Below are 20,167 nucleotides of genomic sequence, written 5' to 3'. Positions count from 1 at the left end.
GACCCCGCAGGTGTTCGTGGGACGCGGGGGACGGGTGGGCTGCGCGACTTGAGCCCGTCCGCCCCAGGGCCTGTCGGAGCGTCGGTCGGGCGGGAAGCGGAACGACGATGAGTCGGTTCGCTGCTCGACCAACGGGGGTCCGCTCATGTCGTCGTCACATCCATCTGCCGTCGAGGCGCTGCTGGCGCAGTGGCTGCAGCGGAACCCGTCCAGCCCCGTCCGCGACGTCGTCGACCGTGCCGCCGACCTGGGGTTCGCCGTCGTCGCCCCCGCCGGGGCCGCCAAGTACCTGCGGCTCGTCCTCGACGCCCCGACCGGTCGCGGCAGCACCCTCTACGTCGACGCCCTTGGGGTGACGGCGGCCGGCGCAGCGGTCCGGGCCATGACGGCGGACCTGCCGGGTGCCGTCGTCCGCTCGAAGGACGTCCGGCTCACCTACGCCGACGCCGACCCGTTCACCGTCCTGGAGACCGTCTTCAGTGCGACCACCGGCCAGCCGCTCGCCGCCCCGGCGGTCGCGGCGTCCACCTTCGCCGACCAGTCGACGGCACAGTTCGTCCCTGCCCTCAGCCCCGTGCTCCCGGGCTGGGCGCCCCCCGCCCAGCTGCAGCCGGCGAGAGACCGCAAGCCGGTCGCCCTCGCCGTGGCCGCCGCGATCGTGCTCCTGCTGGTCGTCACCGGCGCCGCCACGGGCGGTTTCCCCGGCGTCCTGATGATGCTCGGGCTGTCCGCGCTCGTGCTGGGCGTCGCCGCGGCCGCCATCGGCCGGGCGCAGTGGGCGTTCATCGCCTCGCGCGGCGTCGGCGGCATGGTCGCGGCGGCCGGCGTCGTCGCGCTCACCGTCGGCGGGGCCACCCTGCCGGCCACGGATCCGGCTGCCGCACAGGCCGCGGTCCCGGCGACGCCGGCAGCAGGGACCCCGACGGTCGACCCCGAAGCCGCCATCGTCGCCGCGGAGGCGGCACTGCTCCAGGCCGAAACGGCCGAGGGCGCCACCGCCGCCGGCGCCGTCACCCCCAGCACCGGGCTGCTCAGCGACGCGGCCACCGAGCAGGCCGTCGGCGCCGCCGGCTCGACCACCGCGCTCGCGGCGCTCTCCGCCGTCCCGGTCCAGGGCCGCGCGCCCAAGACCGGCTACGACCGCGCCCTCTTCGGTCAGGCCTGGACCGACATCGACCGCAACGGCTGCGACACCCGCAACGACGTCCTCGCCCGCGACCTCTCCGCGGACGTCTTCAAGCCCGGTACCCGCGACTGCGTCGTGCTCGCGGGCTCGCTCGCCGACCCGTACTCCGGCCGGACGATCGGCTTCCAGCGCGGGCAGGACACCAGCGCCGACGTGCAGATCGACCACGTCGTGGCGCTCTCCAACAGCTGGCAGACCGGGTCGCAGGGCTGGGCCCCCGCCCTCCGCACCACCTTCGCCAACGACCCGCTGAACCTGCTGGCCGTCGACGGACCGCTCAACATGCAGAAGGGCGACGGCGACGCCGCGACCTGGCTGCCGCCGAACAAGGCCTACCGCTGCGCCTACGTCGCCCGCCAGGTCGCGGTCAAGGTCACCTACAGCCTCTGGATGACCCAGGCCGAGCGGAACGCCATCGCCACCGTGCTGAGCACCTGCCCGGACGAGCCGCTGCCTGGCGGCGTCATCGCCAACGTGCCCCCGCGCGCGACGGCAGCCCCCACCACCGCAGCTCCCGCACCGGCGCCGGCGCCCGCGCCCGCGCCCGCGCCCGCGCCGAAGCCCGCACCGGTCGTGGTCGTCCCCGCGCCCGCGCCGGCTCCGGCACCTGCGCCCGCCCCGGCACCCGCGCCCGTGGCCACCTATTACGCCAACTGCGACGCGGTCCGGGCCGCCGGTGCAGCTCCCATCCACGCCGGCGACCCCGGCTGGCAACCGAAGTTCGATCGCGACAACGACGGCGTCGGCTGCGAGAACTGAGCCGGCCATCCCGCCCGGGCGACCGGGACTCCGGCAGCCGCGCCGCCCGCCGGCTTCTACAACGATCCGCAAGACCCGACGATCCTGCGGTGGTTCGACGGTTATCAGTGGACGTCGATGACGAAGCCGGTGAGCTGAGCGCCGACAGCAGGTCGACGGGCGACCGCGAGCCGGCCGACGTCGGTTGAAGGCGCCGTCACCCTGCGCTCGCTGCATCGGCGAGGTCGTGGACGGGTGGTGCAGCGGGGCCGCCCATCACGGCGGTCTCGCCAGGACTCGGCCGTGCGGTCGACGTCGGGCAGATGGGTTGAGCGGGAACGGTGGGCGCCGCACGCACTCAGGAGCACAGCAGGTCGAGTGCCACCTGTCCGTTGCGCCGGGCGTCCGCCGGGAGGAGCAGCCACGCGGACGCCGTGGGGTCCGCCAGGTGCCGCTTCAGGTACAGCAGCCGTGACCGGTCGCTGCCGGACGCCGTGCGTTCCTCAAATGGGTCGACGCAGGCCAGCAGCACCGCGGCGTCGGCCAGGTGGCGTTCGCGGTCGCGGGTGTCCACCCGGTGCGCGGCGGCCTTGAGGATCAGCGCGCCGAAGGCGTCGGGCACGCTGATGGTGGTCGTGTCCGAAGCGGTGATCTGCAGCTCGGCCAGGACCGTCCGCCGGAGTGCCTGGGTGCCCCCCGCCACCTGCACCAGGTCGTACCCCCGGAACCGCTCGAGCGTCCTCGGCGGGGCGTGGTCAGCGGCGACCACGTCGACGACGGAGGGACCCGCCTCGGACGTCACGAGGTCGACGACGGCTCCCTCGCGGACGAACCGGTGTGCCGTGCCCGTGCGTGCGTCGATGCTGGGTCTCAGCTCGTAGCGCAGTTCCTCCAGAGCGCGGGCGACCTGCGCGGCGCGTCCCTGCCCGGTCTCGACGTGCAGCAGGACGTCGACGTCGTTGGTCGGCCGCACGACCGGCAGGCCGGCGAGTGCGCCGTGCAGCTGGACCATCAGCCCGCCGATCAGGGTCCACGCGGTCGCCGGGACGGCGGCAGTCAGTTCGGCGACGTCCGGCCACGGTCGGGCCCAACCGCCGGGTGGGGTCGCCGGGCGGAGGAGGTCAGCCACGCAGGCGCTCCACTGCTCGCTCGAGCAGCCGGTGGCCGGCCGAGCGCTCGCGCGCGTCGGCCGAACCGGCGAGGTCCCACCCGGCCAGCACACGGCGGCGACCGCCCGCCAACTCGGCGACCACGTCGATCGGCATGCCCGTCGCCCGCAGTGTGGCGTTGCCCCCCGGGTCGGGATCCAGCCGGTACTGGGTGACGAGCCGCTGCAGGACGGCGTCGTCGACGTAACCGTCGAGCCGGTCGGTGGCAGTGAGGCCGGCGATGTCCTTGGCCGCGCCTGACGTGATCACCGCCCGGGCCAGCCGGTCGAGGGCGCGCGGGTGTGCGGCGAACCGGTGCACCGCTGCCCGGTTGCGCGCTCGGACGACCAGTTCGGCGGCGGTGGCCCCGGCGAGCGTCGAGCGGAGACGGGACCGCTGCGGCTGCCCCAGCCAGGGCGCCGGCTGGCCCTCGAGGAGGGCGACGGCGGCCCAGGCGGTCGGTTCCTCCCAGGCGCGCACGCGGCTGCCCTGGCGTTGCGCCACCCACTGGGCGACCGACGCGGCGTCGACCCGGTCGGGCCCGATCGCGGTCAGGTCGCCCCCGGCGACCAGCCGCTGTACGTGCCGGACCGAGACGCCGATCCGGTCGGCAGCCTGCTGCGTCGTCATCAGCGCCATGCAGACAGTGTCGCTGAAACGACACTGTCCATCAAGAGGCTCGCCGGAGTCGTGCCATGGGGCTCGAGCAGCTGGAGCGCTAGACCTCCACCGGTGCAGAGCGTGTCGAGGCAGCGGCCACTACGCCGTCCGCGGGTGAGCCGTCAGCTGGGAGATGCGGCCAACGGGGACTGCCGGATCCCACCGGTGGTCGGCGTCGGGAGGGCGCGAGCGGGTTGCGGGCGGGAGAACAGGTAGCCCTGCCCGGAGTCGCAGGCCAGCCGGCGGAGCAGCTCCAGCTGGTCCGGGTCCTCGATGCCCTCGGCGACCACCCGCAGCCCGAAGGCGTGCGCGGCGTCGATCATCAACCGAACCAGTTCGACGGTGCCCGGGCCGGCCGAGTTCACGAAGCTCTTGTCGATCTTCAGCGTGTCCACGTGCAGGTGCTGCAGCTGGCCGATCGAGGTGTAGCCCGTGCCGAAGTCGTCGATGCTGATGCCGACGCCCAGCGCCCGCAGCTCCCGAAGGCGCTCCGCGGTGCTCAGCCGGTCCACCAGGACGGTCTCGGTGATCTCCACTACCAGCGCCGAACCGGGCAGCCCGACCGCGTACAGCGCGGAGGTGACGTCGTCGACGACCCCCGGGCTGGCCAGGTGCCGCCCGGAGATGTTGACCGCCATGGTGAGCCCCGCGGCCGCAGGGTCGTCCCACCGCCACTGCGCGAGCTGCGCGGCGGCGTGGTCGAGCACCCACCGGCCGATGTCGCAGATCAGCGTCGACTGCTCGGCGACGGGGATGAAGTCGTCAGGGGACACGAGCCCGTGTCCGGGCCGCTCCCACCGGATGAGCGCCTCGTAGCCCTCCACCCGCCCGGTGCCGAGGTCCAGCACCGGCTGGTAGTGCAGCAGGAACTCGCCGTTGGCCAGCCCGGTCCGGATCGCCGTCTCGGTGTCGGCCTGGACGTCGAGCTGACGGCGCAGCGCCTCGTCGAACAGCTCGACCCGGCCCCGGCCGGCGGTCTTGGCCCGGTAGGTGGCGGCGTCGGCGTGGTGCAGCAGCGCGTCGGCGTCCGTGCTGCCGTCGGAGCTCACCGCCGCCCCGATGCTGGCGCCGACCGTCACGTCGCGGCCACCGATCGGGATCGGCGCCGAGACCGCGGCGATGAGCCGGCTGCCCAGCTCCAGCAGCTCGGAGGTCTCCTCCAGCGGCTCGATCAGGATGACGAACTCGTCGCCGGAGAGGCGGCCCACCGTGTCACCGGCGCGCACCACCTGGCGCATCCGCTCGGCGACGACGCGGAGCACCTCGTCGCCGGCCGCGTGGCCGAAGGTGTCGTTCACGGCCTTGAAGCGGTCGAGGTCGATGCACAGCAGCGCCAGCTGGCTGCTGCTGCGGCGGGCGCGGTGCATCGCGGCCTCGACGAGCGCGAGCAGGTGCCCGCGGTTGGCCAGGCCGGTGAGGGAGTCGTAGGCGGCCTGGTGGGCGATCTCCTGCTGGAGCTCCGCCCGCTTCCGGCCGGCCGCGACGATCTCCCGGATGGCCAGGTACATCCGGGCGACCACGAGGGAGAACAGCGCGACGGAGGCGATGACCACCGGCCAGCCCTGCACGGTGAGGTCGAAGGCGAGCTGGGTGGCGAGCGCACCGGGGGCGATGAGCACGGCGAGGGTCAGCGCGGCGAGCCGCCCGACGGAGAACGACGGGGCGTCCGCGGTGCCGGGCTCGGTGAGGCCGCGCATCGAGGGGTGCAGAGCGGCCGCCCCCCACAGCACGTAGGAGGCGAGCCAGACGAGGTCGAGGGCGCCGGTGTCGAGGTCCGACTGGGCCGACATGACGGCGAAGGCGCTGTCGGCGAGCAGCAGCGCGCCGACGGCGCCGCCGAGCAGCCGGAAGGACGCGGTGCGGGCCCCGGGGACGGTGACCAGCCGGACGAGCAGGGCCAGCAGCAGGACGTCGCCGACCGGGTAGGCCACCCCGACGATCCGGGTCAGCGCCGGCTCGCCCGAGCCGACGATCGGACCGGCGACCACCAGCCAGGACACCAGGCCCAGGCCGATGGTGACGATGCCGCTGTCGATGAGCCCGGGCAGGTCGAGCTGCTGCCGCCGGACCCGGATGAGAGCCAGGATCCCGCAGCCGAGGATCGGGTAGGCGGCCAGGTAGAACGCGTCGGCGGGGGAGGGGAACGGGCTCACGCCCAGGACGTCGTTGTACCAGGCGTACAGGGCGTCACCGACCACCCAGCTGAGCTGGCCGGCCGCCATGACGTACCAGGCGGCCGGTCGCGCCGGGCGGTGCAGCCGCACCCCGGCCACGATGGCGACGACGCTGGACAGGCCCACCGCGGTGTACACGGCGTCCTGCGGGATCCCGACCGGGAACGCGAGGTACGCCGCGAGGACGACGGCGCCCACCGACAGGTACACGCCCCATGGCCTGGCTCTCATGCCGCCCCATCGGTCCACCGGCGCGTCGCCTTGAGGACGCCGACCGGCAGCGGCGCCGCGCCTGCTGGGGGCCGGGGCGCCCGCAGTGGAGTCGTGCGCCCTCACGGGTGGACCGGCCCGGGTGTCCGACCGACCCACCCCGCGGGGTCGCGGCCACGGCCGTGAGCAGCGCATTCGCGCCTCGGCCCCCGTGTTCGGCGGGCGCCACGGGCAGGCGGGGCGCCGGTACCCGGGACGCGGTGCCGCGCCGGGGCCGCCCGACCGCCCCTCCCCGCCCCCGCGCAGGACTTCCCCCGGACGAGGGAGGTCGTCGCCGTCAGGTTTCGACCATCGACCGCCACGGGCGGGCGGCGAACCGGTCGGTGCCCGCCCGTGCCGCCAGCCCGCGGGCTGCCGCCACCGAGCGGGCCCGCACCTCCGCCTCGGGCACGGTCACCAGCTCACCGCCGGAGACGACGAGCTGCCCGTCGACGTACACCCGGGCCACCTCGTCCCCGCGCTGGCTGTAGACCAGCGACGACACGGCCGCGTGCACCGGCGTCACGCACAGGTTCGACATGTCCAGCACCACCACGTCGGCCCGCTTGCCGGGCTCCAGCGACCCGATGGACGACGCCATCCCGAGCGCCCGGGCGCCGTCGATGGTCGCCATCTCCAGCGCCTTCTCCGCGGTCATGATCTCGGGATCGCGGTGCACGCCCTTGTGCAGCAGCGCGGCGAACTTCATCGCCTGGAGCATCGAGTGGTTCGACGACGACGCCGGCCCGTCCGACGCCAGCCCGACGGTGATCCCGCGCCGCTGCATCTCCGGCACCGGCGCGAACCCCGACCCGAGGTACAGGTTCGAGCACGGGTTGTGCGACACCTTCGTGTCGGTCGCTGCGAGCAGGTCCAGGTCGGTGGCGTCCACCTGCACGCAGTGCGAGGCCAGCAGGTCCGGCCCGAGCAGTCCGGTGTCCGCGGCGAACGGCACGTCCCGCATCCCGAAGCGCCGCACAGACTCCTCGACGTCGAACGGCGACTCCGACAGGTGCATGGTCACCAGCGCCCCGGTCGCGTCGGCCAGTGCCCGGGTCTCGGTCAGCGTCGCCGCGTCCACCGACCAGCTCATGCACGGCGCGAGCCCCACGGTCACCCGCGAGTCGGGCCGGTTCCAGCGACCCACCAGCCGCTCGGCGTCGTGCAGCGCGACGTCCAGCGGCTGCACCAGCTCCGGGGGCACGCCGACGTCCACGCCCGCCGTCATGTAGCCGCGGGCCACCACCCCCCGGATGCCGACGTCGGACATCGCCTGCGCCACCGCGTCGCCCAGGCCCGGCCGCGGGTGCACGTACATGAAGTCCAGCAGCGTCGTCGTCCCGGTGGTCAGCGCCTCCGCGCAGCCGTGCAGCGCGCCGGCGTACACGTCCTCCGGCGTCAGGTGCACCGCCGACGGGCCGGTCATCGAGGTGAACCAGTCCGACAGGACGCGGTCGTCGCCCAGCCCCTTGAGCAGCGTCTGGAACAGGTGGGTGTGGGTGTTCACGAACCCCGGCACGACCACCTGCCCGGCGCAGTCGACGACGTCGGCGTCCGGCAGGTCGGCCCGCACGACGGCCGTCGGACCGACGGCGACGATCTGCCCGGCGTCGCTGAAGGCGACCGCGCCGTCGGTCAGCACCCGGCGCGCCGGGTCCATCGCCACCACCGTCGCCCCGGCCAGCACGGTGGTGCTCATCAGCCGTCCTCCGCGAGCGGCACCAGCGCGAGCACCTTGTCCGGCGTCCACGGACCGTCCGACGTCAGGTTGACCCCGAAGACCGCCAGGGCGTCCTGCAGCGCGCCGACCAGCGCACCCGGCGCCCCGGTCGCCCCGCCCTCGCCGGCGCCCTTCATGCCGTAGGGGTTCAGCGGCGTGGGGCTCTCCATGTGGTCGGTGCGGATCCAGGGCATGTCACCGACGGTGGGGAGGATGTAGTCCTGCAACGTCAGCGGCAGGGGTTGACCGTCGGCGGAGTAGGCCAGCTCCTCCATGAACGTGCCGCCCAGCCCCTGCGCGACGCCGCCGTGCACCTGGCCCTCGACGATGGTCGGGTTGATCACCGTGCCGCAGTCGTGCACGACGACGTAGTCGAGCACCTCCACCTCGCCGGTCTCGACGTCGACGGCGAGCTTGGCCGCGTGCGTCGCGTCGGAGAAGGCGATGCCACCGGCCTGGTGCTGGTAGGTGGCCTCCAGGTTGAACTCCATGCCTCCCGGCAGCGGCGCGTTCCACGCCGTCGCCGCCGACGCCAGCTCACCGAGCGACATCGTCGTCGCCGGCACACCCCGCACGTACGCCGCGCCGTTGCGCCACTCCAGGTCGGCCACGTCGATCTCCAGCACGTGCGCGGCGACCGCCAGCGCCTTGTCCTTCACCGCGCCGGCCGCCTTGCGTGCGGCCGCGCCCCCGATCGCCGCCGACCTCGAGGCGAACGTGCCGACACCGTCGGCGACGACGTCGGTGTCGCCGTACAGGATCGTGATGTCGTCGATGTCCACCTCCAGCTCGTCGGCGACCAGCTGGCTGAACGTGGTCACGTGCCCTTGGCCGTGCGGCGACGAGCCGGTCAGCACGGTCACCTTGCCCGCGCCGTCCACCCGGACGACGGCCGACTCGTAGGGGCCGATGGAGGTCTCCTCGACCAGCGAGGCGATGCCGATGCCCAGGTACCTGCCCTCGGCGCGCGCGGCGGCCTGCTCGGCCGGCCAGTCCGGGGTGAGGCCGATCATCTCCGCAGCCCGGGTGAGGCAGGCCCCGTAGTCGCCGGTGTCGTAGACGACCGGGCCGGCCAGCACGATCGCCGTGCCGCGGTCGCTGGGCAGCTCGGCCGGCGTGAGCATGTTCTGCAGCCGCAGCTCGACCCGGTCGCGGCCCAGGTCGGTGGCGATGGTGTCCATCATCCGTTCCATCACCAGCACCGCCTGCGGGTGGCCGGCACCGCGGTAGACCGCCAGCGGCGTCTTGTTGGTGACGACGCAGTGCGCCCGGGCCCGGTAGTGCGGGATGCGGTAGGGCCCGCGCAGCATCGCGCTGGAGATGGACGCCGGGGTGGTGGCCAGCGTGCAGTACGCAGCGCCGTTCGACGTCCAGGACTGCGCGTCGACCGCCGTCACCGTGCCGTCGTGCTGCACCGCCACCCGCACGATGTGCTTCTGCTCGCGGGCGTGCGAGGAGGCCACCATCGACACCCGCCGGTCCTCGATCCACTTCACCGGCCGGCGCAGCCGCAGCGCGAACAGCGGCGCGAGCACCTCCTCGCAGCAGAACTCGCACTTTGCGCCGAACCCGCCGCCGACGTCGGGGGCCACCACCCGGATCCGGCTCTCCGGCATGCCGAGCACCCCGGACAGGAAGCCGCGGACCAGGTGCGGGAACTGGGTGGAGGTGGTCAGCGTGAGCCGCTCGGTGATCGGGTCGACCTCGGCGACGACGCCGCGGGTCTCCATCGGCATCGGCACGTACCGGTGGATGGTGAAGGTCTCCTCGTACACCCGGTCGGCGGCGGCGAACGCGGCCTCGACGTCGCCGGCGTCCTGGGAGATCGTCGTCATCACGTTGGTGCCGTGCTCGGGGTAGAGCAGCGCCGTCCCGGCGACGGCGTCGTCCAGGTCGACCACCACCGGCAGCGGCTCGTAGGTGACGTCGACCAGCGAGAGCGCGTCCTCCGCGCCGTACTCGGTGCTCGCCACCAGGGCGACCACCGGCTCCCCGACGTAGCGCACGACGCCGTCGGCCAGCGCGGTCTGCAGCACCGGCAGCGAGTCGGTGTACCGGTCGATGCACGGCAGCGGGCCGGCGTCGTCCTTGATGTCGTCCCAGGTCAGGACAGCGAGCACCCGGGGGTCGGCGAGCGCGCGCGAGGTGTCGACGGAGACGATCCGGGCGTGCGCGTGCGGCGACCGGAGGACACCCATGTGGACGGTGCCGGAGAGGTTGATGTCGGCGACGAAGCGGCCGCGGCCGAGCAGCAGCCGGGGGTCCTCACGGCGCTTGACGGCGCCGCCGACGTACTTCGGGCGGGCGGCGACGGGCCCGGCGGTGGGCTCGGTGACGGTCACTGGTCTCCCTCCACGGGTCGGCCGGCGGCCTGGCGGGCCGCCTTGAGGATGTTCTGGTAGCCGGTGCACCGGCACAGGTGGCCGTTGAGCGTGTCGACGAGCGTCTCCTCGCTGGGGGCGGGGTCCTTGGCCAGCAGCCCGGTGAGGGAGCAGACGAAGCCGGGGGTGCAGAAGCCGCACTGCATGCCGTGGTTGTCCTGGAAGGCCTGCTGCACCGGGGTGAGCCGGCCGTCGGGCGAGATCCCCTCGACGGTGGTCAGCGCGCAGCCGTCGACCTGGACGGCGAACTGCAGGCAGGAGCGCACCGCCTCGCCGTCGACCAGGATCGTGCACGAGCCGCAGGTGCCGTGGCCGCAGCCGACGTGGGTGCCGGTCAGCCCCAGCTCGTCGCGGAGGAAGTCGGCCAGCAGCATCCGGCCGGGGACGGCGGCGTCGACGGGCAGCCCGTTGACGGTCAGGCTGATCGGGATCAGCGTCGGGCGGGTGGGGGTCGAGCTGGTCACGGGGCGACCTCCGAGGCAGCGGCGCGGCAGGCGCGGGCGACGACGACCGGCAGCACGCGGCTGCGGTAGTCGGCAGGGGAACGGGTGTTGACCTCGGCGAGCACGTCGGCCCGGGCCAGCCGGGCGGCGTCCCGGACGGCGTCGGGCGTGGCCGGCCCGCCGGTCAGCGCGGCCTCGACGGCCGCCATCCGCACCGGCTGGTGGGTCAGCCCGCTGACCGCGACCCGGGCGGTGGTGACCGCGCCGCCGGTGACGGTGAGCTGGACGGCCGCGGCGATCAGCGCGAAGTCCTTGGCCTTCCGGGTGATCTCGTAGAAGCCGGCGCCGGTGCCGGCCGCGGCCACCGGGAAGGAGACGCCGGTGACCAGACCGCCGGGCGGGACGGCGACGGCGAAGGACTCGAGGAAGAAGTCGGCGGCCGGGACGATCGAGAGGCTGCCGTCGGGGGCGGCCACGGTGAACTCGGCGTCCAGCGCGACGGCGACCGCGGGCATCTCCGAGGCCGGGTCGTGGTGGCACAGGTTGCCGACCACCGTGCCGCGCGCCCGGACCTGGGGATGGGCCACCCGCGTGAGGGCCAGCACCACCAGCGGCAGGGCCGTGCGCACCAGGTCCGAGGTCAGCGCGGCGGCCTGCCGGACGGTGGCGCCGAGGTGCACCCGGCCGTCGCGCTCGACGATCTCGTCCAGCCCCTCGACCCGGTTGATGTCGACGACCACCGGAGGGGTGGCCAGCCGGAGGTTGAGCAGGGGGACCAGGCTCTGCCCACCCGCGAGCACGCGGGCGCCGTCGGCACGGGCCAGGTCGGCCAGGGCGTCGGCGACCGTGGCCGGTCGCCGGTACTCGAACACTGCGGGCTTCATCGCGCTCCTGTCGTGAGCGGGAACCGTGCTGGCCCTCGGGGAGGGCGTGCCGTCATCCTGATCCGCAGGTCCGGTGCCCACCACGGACGTCGTGGTGCGTTCTGGCGCTCGCGACTGGACGTTCTGTCCGCGCCCTGGTCTGCTCCCGGCATGGTCGTGACGCTCGCTTCGGTGCTCCGGATCGACGCGCTGGCCCGGGCGCGCCCGGAGGTTGTCGTGGGGGCCGACCTGCTGGACCGGCCGGTGCGCTGGGTGCACACCAGCGAGCTGGCCGAGGCCGCGTTCCTGCTCAAGGGCGGCGAGCTGCTGCTGACCACCGGGCTGGGGCTGGCCGGCCGGGGTGCGGTGGGGGAGGCGGCCTACGTCGCGGCGATGGCCGAACGCGGCGCGGCCGCGCTCGTCCTCGAGCTGGGCTGGACCTTCCCGGAGGCGCCGCCCGCGATGGTCGAGGCCTGCCGGCGGCACGGCCTGCCGCTGGTCGTGCTCCGCGAGGTGGTGCCCTTCGTCGAGATCACCGAGCAGGCCCAGTCGGCGATCCTGGAGAGCGCGCAGACCGGGCGGCGGCGTGAGCGGGACGTGCGCCAGGTGCTCACCGACGCCCTGCTGGACGGCGCCGGACCCGCGGAGCTCACCACCGTGCTGGCCGAGCTCGCGCACGCACCGGTCACCGTGACGACGGCCGACGGGGCGCTGGTCGCCTCGGCCGGCCTGCCGACGGACAGCTCGGGGCGGCGTGGGCGTCCGGTGGTCCGCCGGGACGTCGTCCTGCTCGAGCGGCACTGGGGGCAGGTCGCCGTGCTGCCCCCGGCCCGCGCCGACGACCCGGCCGTGGCCGACGTCTGCCGGTTCGGCGCCGAGGCCCTGGGCCTGGCACTGCTCCGGTCGGCGTCCGGCGGCGACCTCGACCACCGGCGCGCCCAGCTGCTCACCGACCTGACCGAGCGCCGCTGGCGGGTCCCCGGCGAGCTGGTGGCCCGGGCGCGGGTGCTCGGGCTGCCGTTCACCGCGGAGGGGAGGTACGTCGCGCTGCTGGTCACCGGGCTGCGGCAGGCCGACCTGGACGTCGTCCGGGCGGTCACCGGTGCCCTGCCGACGGGGACCGCCCTGGTCGCCGAGGTCGGCGACGAGGTGGTCGCCGTCGTCCGGACCTCGGGGGCGCTGACCGCGGCGCGGGCGGTGCTGGCCGCCGTGGACCGGCTCGCCACCGACGGGCCGCCGTCGGCCCGGGTGGTGGCCGGGCCGGTGGTCGGGCGGCTGGAGGAGACCGACCGCTCGCTGGCGGCGGCCCGGCGAGCACTGGGGCTGACCCCGGACCGGCTGGTGTCCGCCGGCCAGCTGACCGCGCAGCTGCTGCTCGGCAACGTGGGGCAGGACCCGATGGCCCGGCAGCTGGTGCGGGAGGAGATCGGCCGGCTGGTCGAGCACGACGCCGCCCACGGCACCGAGCTGGTCGCCACCCTGCGGGTCTACCTGGCCAGTTCCTCGTCCAAGGTGCGCACCTCGGAGGCGCTGCGGCTGCGCCGGCAGACCGTGCACGGCAGGCTGCAGAAGATCGAGGAGCTGATCGGCGACGTGCACTCCTCCTCCCGGCACACGGCGCTGGTGGTCGCCCTGGCGCTCGAGCAGGTGCTCCGCTGACGCCGAGCGGGACCGGTCGCCCAGCGAGCTGTGGCACGCTCGGAGGCAGCTGGAGAGCGCGAGGCGCCCGGCGACCCCCAGACCCGAGACGAAGAACGAGGCATGCCCCGATGAGCACCCCCAGCACCGAGCCCACCCCGGCCGTCGAGCCCGAGCCGACGACCGGCGCGACGACCGGCGCCACCACCACCGACGTGACCCACTCCGCCAGCGAGGGCACGCTCGCCAACGTCGAGGCGACCGACACCGAGCCCGGCTGGGTCGCCCGGCACACCGCCACGCTGATCGCGCTGATGGTGGCCGTCATCGTCGCGGCCGTCGCGATCGCCGGCGTGATGGTCTACAAGAACAACGAGGACAGCGCGAACTCCGACACCGAGGCCGCGTTCGCCGCCACCGTGCAGGAGCAGGGCGCCAGCCTGGAGACCGTCGAGTGCAACGGCGGCACCTGCGCCGCGGTCATCAACGGGCAGGCCTACACCGTGCTCGTGCAGGAGGACGACAACGGCGACCAGCACTTCGGCGTGTCCCCGTACACCGGAGACTGACGAGAAGTGTGACGAGCTCTGTCGGCTGACGTAACGAGTCGGAAGCACGAGCCGTGGCACTGTGGAGGTCGTGTCTTCCGCAGTGCCCGGCGCCTCCGCTCCCGGCGTCACCCCACCGCCCGGTCCTCAGGACACCACCGCCCCCCGCAGCGCCGAGCACGCGCGCCTCGCCGAGTCCGGCGACATGGGCGCCCCCTGGCGCACCTGGGGTCCGTACCTCGCCGGCCGGCAGTGGGGGACCGTCCGCGAGGACTACTCCGAGGGCGGCGACGCCTGGGCGTCCTTCCCGTTCGACCACGCCGTCGCCCGCACGTACCGCTGGGGCGAAGACGGACTCGGCGGCATCTGCGACCGCTACGGCTTCCTCAACTTCTCCGTCACGATGTGGAACGGCCAGGACCCGGTCCTCAAGGAGCGGCTGTTCGGCCTGACCAACGGCGAGGGCAACCACGGCGAGGACGCCAAGGAGCACTGGTGGGCCGTCGACGGCACGCCGACGCACTCCTGGATGCAGTGGCTCTACCGCTACCCGCAGGCCGAGTACCCCTACGCCCAGCTGCGGTCGGAGAACGCGAAGCGCTCGCGCCTGGAGCGGGAGTACGAGCTCAGCGACACCGGCGTGCTGGCCGAGGACCGCTTCTTCGACGTCCAGATGACGTACGCGAAGGCCTCACCGGACGACGTCTGCATCACCGTGACGGCCACCAACCACGGCCCGGACGCCGCCCCGCTGCACCTGCTGCCGCAGGTCTGGTTCCGCAACACCTGGTCCTGGGGCCTCGACGACCGCAAGCCCTCGCTGACCCACCTGCCCGACGAGGACGTCGCGACGGTCGTCGCCGAGCACGGCTACCTCGGCCGCTGGGTGCTCGCCGCCGACGGTGCGCCGGAGGTGCTGGCGTGCGACAACGAGACCAACGCCGTCGGCCTGTTCGGCGCCGAGCGCAACAGCACCGAGTACCCGAAGGACGGCATCAACCGCCGCGTCGTCGGTGAGGACAAGTCCGCGGTCAACCCCGACGTCACCGGCACCAAGGCCGCGTTCTGGTACCAGTGGGACGCCGTCGAGCCGGGCGAGACGGTCACGGTGAAGCTGCGGCTGCGCCAGGCCGAGCCCGACCAGCAGATGTTCGGCGCGCAGTTCGACGAGGTGCTCGCCCTGCGCAGGACCGAGGCCGGCGACTTCTACGCCAGCGTCATCCACCCCGGGCTCTCCGACGACGACCGGCACGTGGCCCGCCGCGCCTACGCCGGCCTGCTGTGGACCAAGCAGCTGTACCGCTTCGACGTCGCCCGCTGGCTGGACGGCGACCCCGCCGTCCCGGCGCCGGAGGCCCGCAAGACCCGCGGACGGCGGAACACCGGCTGGCGGCACCTGGCGCTGGCCGACGTCATCTCCATGCCCGACGAGTGGGAGTACCCGTGGTTCGCCGCGTGGGACACCGCCTTCCACACCATCCCGCTGGCGCACGTCGACCCCGACTTCGCCAAGGAACAGCTCGTGCTGATGTGCCGCGAGTGGGCCATGCACCCCAACGGCCAGCTGCCGGCGTACGAGTGGGCGTTCGGTGACGTCAACCCGCCGGTGCACGCCTGGGCCGCCTGGCACGTCTACCGCATCGACGGCTACCGCGACCAGCAGTTCCTCATCCGGGTGTTCACCAAGCTGCTGATGAACTTCTCCTGGTGGGTCAACCGCAAGGACGCCGACGGGTCCAACGTCTTCGAGGGCGGCTTCCTCGGGATGGACAACATCGCGCTGTTCGACCGGTCCGCGCCGCTGCCGCCGGGCTACCGGCTGGAGCAGTCCGACGCGACCAGCTGGATGGCGTTCTACTGCCAGCAGATGCTGAAGATCGCTCTTGAGCTGTCCCAGTTCGACAAGGCGTGGGACGGCACGGTCACCAAGTTCTTCGAGCACTTCCTCGCCATCGCCGAGGCGATGAACGCCTTCGGCTCGCACGGGGTGTCGCTGTGGGACGAGGACGACGGGTTCTTCTACGACGTCCTGGTCGCACCCGACGGGACGCCGGAGCCGCTGCGCGTGCGGTCGATGGTCGGGCTGCTGCCGATCCTGGGCGCAACCGAGATCCCGGCGTGGGTGAGCGACCGGCTGCCGGACGTCGCCGACCGGGTGCGCTGGCTGCAGAAGCGCCGGCCCGCGCTGATGGCCCCGCTGACCGGCCGCCGCGCGCCGGAGGGCCGCAAGCTGCTGCTGTCGCTGGTGGACAAGGCGCGGCTGGAGCGGATCGTGCAGCGGATGTTCGACGAGACCGAGTTCCTGTCGCCGTTCGGCATCCGGTCGCTGTCGAAGTCGACCGGGCAGGTGTTCGCGCACGTCGGTGGGCGGGACGTGTCGATCGAGTACGAGCCGGGGGAGTCGCGCACCGGTCTGTTCGGCGGCAACTCCAACTGGCGCGGGCCGGTGTGGTTCCCGGTCAACGTGCTGCTGGCCGACAAGCTGCGCACGCTGGGCCGGCACTACGGCGACTCGTTCACCATCGAGCTGCCGACCGGGTCGGGGAACCGCTGCACGCTGGTGGACGCCGCGGACCTGATCGACAACTCGCTGACCGCGCTGTTCCGGCCGGTCGACGGCAAGCGGCCCGCGGACGGCGACCGCATCGAGTCCAGCGACTCACCGCTGTGGCGGGAGCACCCGACGTTCAGCGAGTTCTTCGACGGCGACACCGGCGAGGGCCTCGGCGCCACCCACCAGACCGGCTGGACCGCGCTGGTCGCCCACCTCCTCAACCCCCGCCTCCCACCCGACCCCCGCTGGATCTGACCCCTCTCTTCGCAAAGATGGCCATGTTCGCCCTTCCGTCGGGGAGCGAACATGGCCATCTTCGGCGTCAGGGCGGCGTGGTCAGAGGCGGAGGGCGGTGCGGACGAGGTCGGCGACGGGCCGGGACCGGCTGTGCGGCGGCCAGGCGATGACCGTGGTGACCCGCGGTGCGTCCACCACCGGGACGGCGACGAGGTCGTCGTGCAGCTGCGAGCGGCACGACTCCGGCGCGACCATCAACGTCCGGCCGAGGGAGATGAGCTGCAGCAGCTGGCTGTGGCTCTCCACCTCGGGCCCGGGACCGTCCGGGTAGGTGCCGTCGGCAGCGCTGGGCCAGCGGGCGAGCGGCAGCTCCGGCACGTCGGTCAGGTCGTCGAGGTGCAACTGGTCCTTCGCGCTGAGCGGGTGACCGGCCGGCAGGACGGCGACCTGGCCCTCGGTGTGCAGCTCCTCGACGTCCAGCCCGGCGGTGTCGTCGAACGGGTGGTGCAGGACCGCCACGTCGGCGCGGCCGGTGCGCAGCAGCCGTTCCTGCTGACCGGGGCCGCACAGCAGCACCTCGACGTGCACCGACCCCGGCTCGGCGCCGTAGGCGTGCAGCAGCTTGGCCAGCAGCTCGCTCGAGGCGCCGGCCTTGGTGGCGAGGACGATCCCAGCCTGACCGGCAGCCGCCCGGGCCACGCGCCGGGTCCGCTCTTCCGCGGCCTCCATCGCGTCCAGCGCGGCCCGGCCCTCGTGCAGCAGCACCGCGCCGGCCTCGGTGAGCGTCACCGACCGGTTGCTGCGCTCCAGCAGGGGCACGCCCAGACGGCGCTCCAGCTGGCTGATCGCCCGCGACAGCGGGGGCTGCGCGATGCCGAGCCGCTGGGCCGCGCGGCTGAAGTGCAGCTCCTCGGCGACGGCGACGAAGTAACGCAGTTCCCGCGTCTCCACGCCTGCGAGCTTAGGCCCGAGTCATACCTGTGCGGTATCACCGATGACCGAGCCGGTCTTGGACGTCCGTCGTCCCGGCACGAAAGCTCGGTGCATGAGCGAAACGAAGACCGCACTGGTCACCGGGGCGAACAAGGGCATCGGCTACGAGATCGCGGCGGGCCTCGGCGCGCTGGGCTGGCGCGTCGGCATCGGCGCCCGGGACGACGGCCGGCGGGAGGCGGCGGTCGTTCGGCTGCGCGAGGCCGGCGTCGACGCCTTCGGCGTGCCGCTGGACGTGACCGACGACGACAGCGTCGCCGCGGCGGCCGAACTGGTCGCCGAGCACGCCGGCGGGCTGGACGCGCTGGTCAACAACGCCGGCATCACCGGCGGCGGGCCGCAGCAGCCGAGCACCGTCGACCTGGCGCTGGTCCGCCGGGTGGTGGAGACCAACGTGCTCGGCGTCATCCGGGTCACCAACGCGATGCTGCCGCTGCTCCGTCGCTCGGCTGCCCCGCGGATCGTGAACATGTCCAGCAGCGTCGGCTCGCTGACCCGGCAGTCCGGCCCCGGCGGTGAACTCATCACGGGGCCGGTCGCCGTCGCCTACTCGACGTCGAAGACGTTCCTCAACGCGGTCACCGTCCAGTACGTCCGCGAGCTGGCCGGCACCGGCATCCTGGTCAACTGCGCCTGCCCGGGCTTCGTCGCCACCGACCTCAACGGCTTCCGCGGGGTGCGGACCCCGCAGCAGGGCGCCGCGACCGCCATCCGGCTGGCCACCCTGCCCGACGACGGCCCCACCGGCGGCTTCTTTGAGGACGCCGGCGTCGTCCCCTGGTGACGGCACCACGGAAGCATGTTCGCGGGGCGGTGCTCCCAGCGGGGACTGCACGCACTGTGCCAGGGCTACGGCGACTTGGTCCGCCATGGATTGCTGACGGGCGAACTGCTCACCCCCCTATGAGGGCCTTCTTTGGCCTCGTGCCCGCTGTCAGGGCATCGCCTTTGCGCTGCACAGCGCAATCACGTCGCCGAGCCGTGACAACTGGGGCGGTAGGGACGAGCGGTACCGTCGGCGCGAGAAACCTTCCGCTTGGCCCGCGTCACCACTTCCGGCTCGATTAGTGTCCGAAAGACACTGCGAACCGAGAGGTACTACAAGCGTGGCTGAAGAGAGCTGGCACGAGGCGCGACTCATACCGACTTCTGGCATCAACGGGGCAGAAGAGCAGGAACGTCGGGCCACGTCGGCACTGCTCGCCGTCGTCACCGCGGTTCGTGAGTTCGGTCGGGGACTTACTCAGCCGCTGGGAGCTCCCGCAGGCAACATAGAGGCCTACATCGAGGTCCCGTTCATGCTGGGTGACAAGCGCTGCTATCCCGACGGCCTCATCCGGGTATCGCGGGGTCAGCGCACCTGGACTGCGTTGGTCGAGGTGAAGACCGGGACAAGCGAACTGGCCGTCGAGCAGTTGGAGAACTACCTCGACATCGCGCGCGAGAACGGCTTCGACGCTCTCATCACCATCAGTAACGAAATCCCGTCGTCAGCAGGACTGCACCCGACCAAGGTGGACAAGCGCAAGCTCCGCAAGGTCGCGATGCACCACCTGTCGTGGAGTCAGATCCTGGCGGAAGCCGTTGTGCAGAAGGAGCACCGCGGCGTTGCTGACCCCGACCAGGCATGGATCCTCGGCGAGCTGATTCGCTACCTGGAGCACCCGCGGTCGGGTGCACTTGAGTTCGAGGACATGGGCCCTTCATGGGTGGCGGTTCGAGACGCGGTCAATGCCGGGACCTTGCGCACCACAGACAAGGGAGTCGCTGATGTCGCCGCTCGCTTTGACGCCTTGCTGCGATACGTCTCCCTGCGACTGGGCCGGACGCTCGGAACGGAGGTCGTGCCGGCGATGTCTCGCCGGGAGCTGGCCGACCCTGCGCTGCGTACCACCGCGCTGGTCGAGAGTCTGGTCAGGGACGGAAAGCTCACCGGTGCAGTGCGCATCCCCAACGCCGTTGCTCCGCTGAACATCGAGCTGGACCTCCGCGCCAACCGAGTGACTTGCCACGTCGACATTGACGCGCCTAGGGAGGGGCGGCCCACCACGCGGGTGAACTGGCTGGTGCGGCAGTTGAAGGCCGCGCCCGAGACCGTCCGCGTCGAGGCATTCGCGATGCACGCGCGCGGGGCCGGCGCCACGGAACTGTTGAAGGTCGTGCGCGAGGACCCAGCGGCGCTCGTTCAAGACCCGAAGCGGGAGGTCCGCAGCTTCCGGGTTGCTCTCTCCAGTCCCCTAGGGACCAAGCGCGGACGCGGGCGCGGTGCAGCGATCGACTCGGTACTAGATGCGGTTGAGGCCTATTACGGCGAAGTCCTTCAGAACCTGAGGGCGTGGACCGCCGCTGCTCCTAAGATGCGCGAGGTCGCCGAGCTACCGCTCGACAAGGCGCCATCGCTCGCGAGCACGGCGCTGTCCTCTCAAGACGGCATCGAGCTCCCCGACTCCTCTGACGCCCACCCCGACAGCCAAGGCGACGGTGTTAACCCCGTGGAGGCGGTGGAACTCGCCTCGTCGTGAGGTGCCGAGTGGCAGGACGTCGCTTCTACGGGCGTGCTCCGAACCCAACGGGCCACAGCAGCCAACTCGGGGCGGCTGCTGAGTTGAGGTGCTGAAGGCCTGAGTGTTCGTGC

Annotated in this window: 14 protein-coding genes; 6 read left to right on the top strand and 8 right to left on the bottom strand. The window is 73.0% G+C overall.

Features of this window, described 5'->3' with window-relative positions; all coding sequences use genetic code 11:
* The first annotated feature begins 145 nt into the window (after nt 1–145).
* A complete protein-coding gene (locus tag HL054_RS20480; RefSeq protein ID WP_369140946.1) occupies nt 146–1,945 on the top strand; it encodes a GmrSD restriction endonuclease domain-containing protein in 1,800 nt (599 codons plus the stop codon).
* 337 nt (nt 1,946–2,282) lie between these two features.
* Here the strand turns inward: HL054_RS20480 and HL054_RS20475 are convergent, their stop codons facing one another.
* From HL054_RS20475 to HL054_RS20445, 7 genes are all read right to left on the bottom strand, one after another.
* On the bottom strand, nt 2,283–3,053 hold the full coding sequence (locus HL054_RS20475; protein WP_369140945.1) for a hypothetical protein: 771 nt from the start codon (nt 3,051–3,053) through the stop codon (nt 2,283–2,285).
* The gene (locus tag HL054_RS20470) at nt 3,046–3,711 is read right to left on the bottom strand and encodes a helix-turn-helix domain-containing protein (RefSeq protein WP_369140944.1); all 666 of its coding nucleotides are present in this window, start codon (nt 3,709–3,711) and stop codon (nt 3,046–3,048) included. The genes HL054_RS20475 and HL054_RS20470 overlap by 8 nt, the downstream gene beginning before the upstream one ends.
* Before the next feature lie 143 nt (nt 3,712–3,854).
* Nucleotides 3,855–6,137, bottom strand: coding sequence for a putative bifunctional diguanylate cyclase/phosphodiesterase (locus HL054_RS20465; protein WP_369140943.1), 2,283 nt, complete (start codon nt 6,135–6,137; stop codon nt 3,855–3,857).
* A 316-nt stretch (nt 6,138–6,453) separates the two neighbouring features.
* The gene (locus HL054_RS20460) at nt 6,454–7,854 is read right to left on the bottom strand and encodes an amidohydrolase family protein (protein WP_369140942.1); all 1,401 of its coding nucleotides are present in this window, start codon (nt 7,852–7,854) and stop codon (nt 6,454–6,456) included.
* Entirely contained in the window at nt 7,854–10,217 is a 2,364-nt protein-coding gene (locus HL054_RS20455) for a xanthine dehydrogenase family protein molybdopterin-binding subunit (protein ID WP_369140941.1), read from the bottom strand. The genes HL054_RS20460 and HL054_RS20455 overlap by 1 nt, the downstream gene beginning before the upstream one ends.
* On the bottom strand, nt 10,214–10,720 hold the full coding sequence (locus HL054_RS20450) for a (2Fe-2S)-binding protein (protein ID WP_369140940.1): 507 nt from the start codon (nt 10,718–10,720) through the stop codon (nt 10,214–10,216). The genes HL054_RS20455 and HL054_RS20450 overlap by 4 nt, the downstream gene beginning before the upstream one ends.
* Nucleotides 10,717–11,583, bottom strand: coding sequence for an FAD binding domain-containing protein (locus tag HL054_RS20445; RefSeq protein WP_369140939.1), 867 nt, complete (start codon nt 11,581–11,583; stop codon nt 10,717–10,719). The genes HL054_RS20450 and HL054_RS20445 overlap by 4 nt, the downstream gene beginning before the upstream one ends.
* 150 nt (nt 11,584–11,733) lie before the next feature.
* On the opposite strand from HL054_RS20445, the gene HL054_RS20440 reads away from it, so the two are divergent.
* From HL054_RS20440 to HL054_RS20430, 3 genes are all read left to right on the top strand, one after another.
* Complete coding sequence (locus HL054_RS20440) at nt 11,734–13,221, top strand: helix-turn-helix domain-containing protein (RefSeq protein WP_369140938.1); 1,488 nt, start codon at nt 11,734–11,736, stop codon at nt 13,219–13,221.
* A gap of 110 nt (nt 13,222–13,331) precedes the next feature.
* On the top strand, nt 13,332–13,769 hold the full coding sequence (locus tag HL054_RS20435) for a hypothetical protein (RefSeq protein WP_369140937.1): 438 nt from the start codon (nt 13,332–13,334) through the stop codon (nt 13,767–13,769).
* A 70-nt stretch (nt 13,770–13,839) separates the two neighbouring features.
* On the top strand, nt 13,840–16,557 hold the full coding sequence (locus HL054_RS20430) for an MGH1-like glycoside hydrolase domain-containing protein (protein ID WP_369140936.1): 2,718 nt from the start codon (nt 13,840–13,842) through the stop codon (nt 16,555–16,557).
* Nucleotides 16,558–16,638: 81 nt separating this feature from the next.
* Here HL054_RS20430 and HL054_RS20425 read toward each other — a convergent pair whose 3' ends face one another.
* A complete protein-coding gene (locus tag HL054_RS20425; RefSeq protein ID WP_369140935.1) occupies nt 16,639–17,490 on the bottom strand; it encodes a LysR family transcriptional regulator in 852 nt (283 codons plus the stop codon).
* A gap of 94 nt (nt 17,491–17,584) precedes the next feature.
* Between HL054_RS20425 and HL054_RS20420 the strand changes: the two genes are divergently transcribed.
* Both HL054_RS20420 and HL054_RS20415 read left to right on the top strand, forming a co-directional pair.
* Complete coding sequence (locus HL054_RS20420) at nt 17,585–18,316, top strand: SDR family oxidoreductase (RefSeq protein ID WP_369140934.1); 732 nt, start codon at nt 17,585–17,587, stop codon at nt 18,314–18,316.
* Between the two features lie 322 nt (nt 18,317–18,638).
* Nucleotides 18,639–20,054 (top strand): hypothetical protein, encoded by a 1,416-nt coding sequence (locus tag HL054_RS20415; RefSeq protein WP_369140933.1) that lies wholly within the window; start codon nt 18,639–18,641, stop codon nt 20,052–20,054.
* Nucleotides 20,055–20,167 lie beyond the last annotated feature (113 nt).

Source organism: Modestobacter versicolor, from assembly GCF_041028285.1.
Classification (GTDB): Bacteria; Actinomycetota; Actinomycetes; order Mycobacteriales; family Geodermatophilaceae; genus Modestobacter; species Modestobacter versicolor_A.
This window is presented reverse-complemented; position numbering and strand designations above follow the sequence as displayed.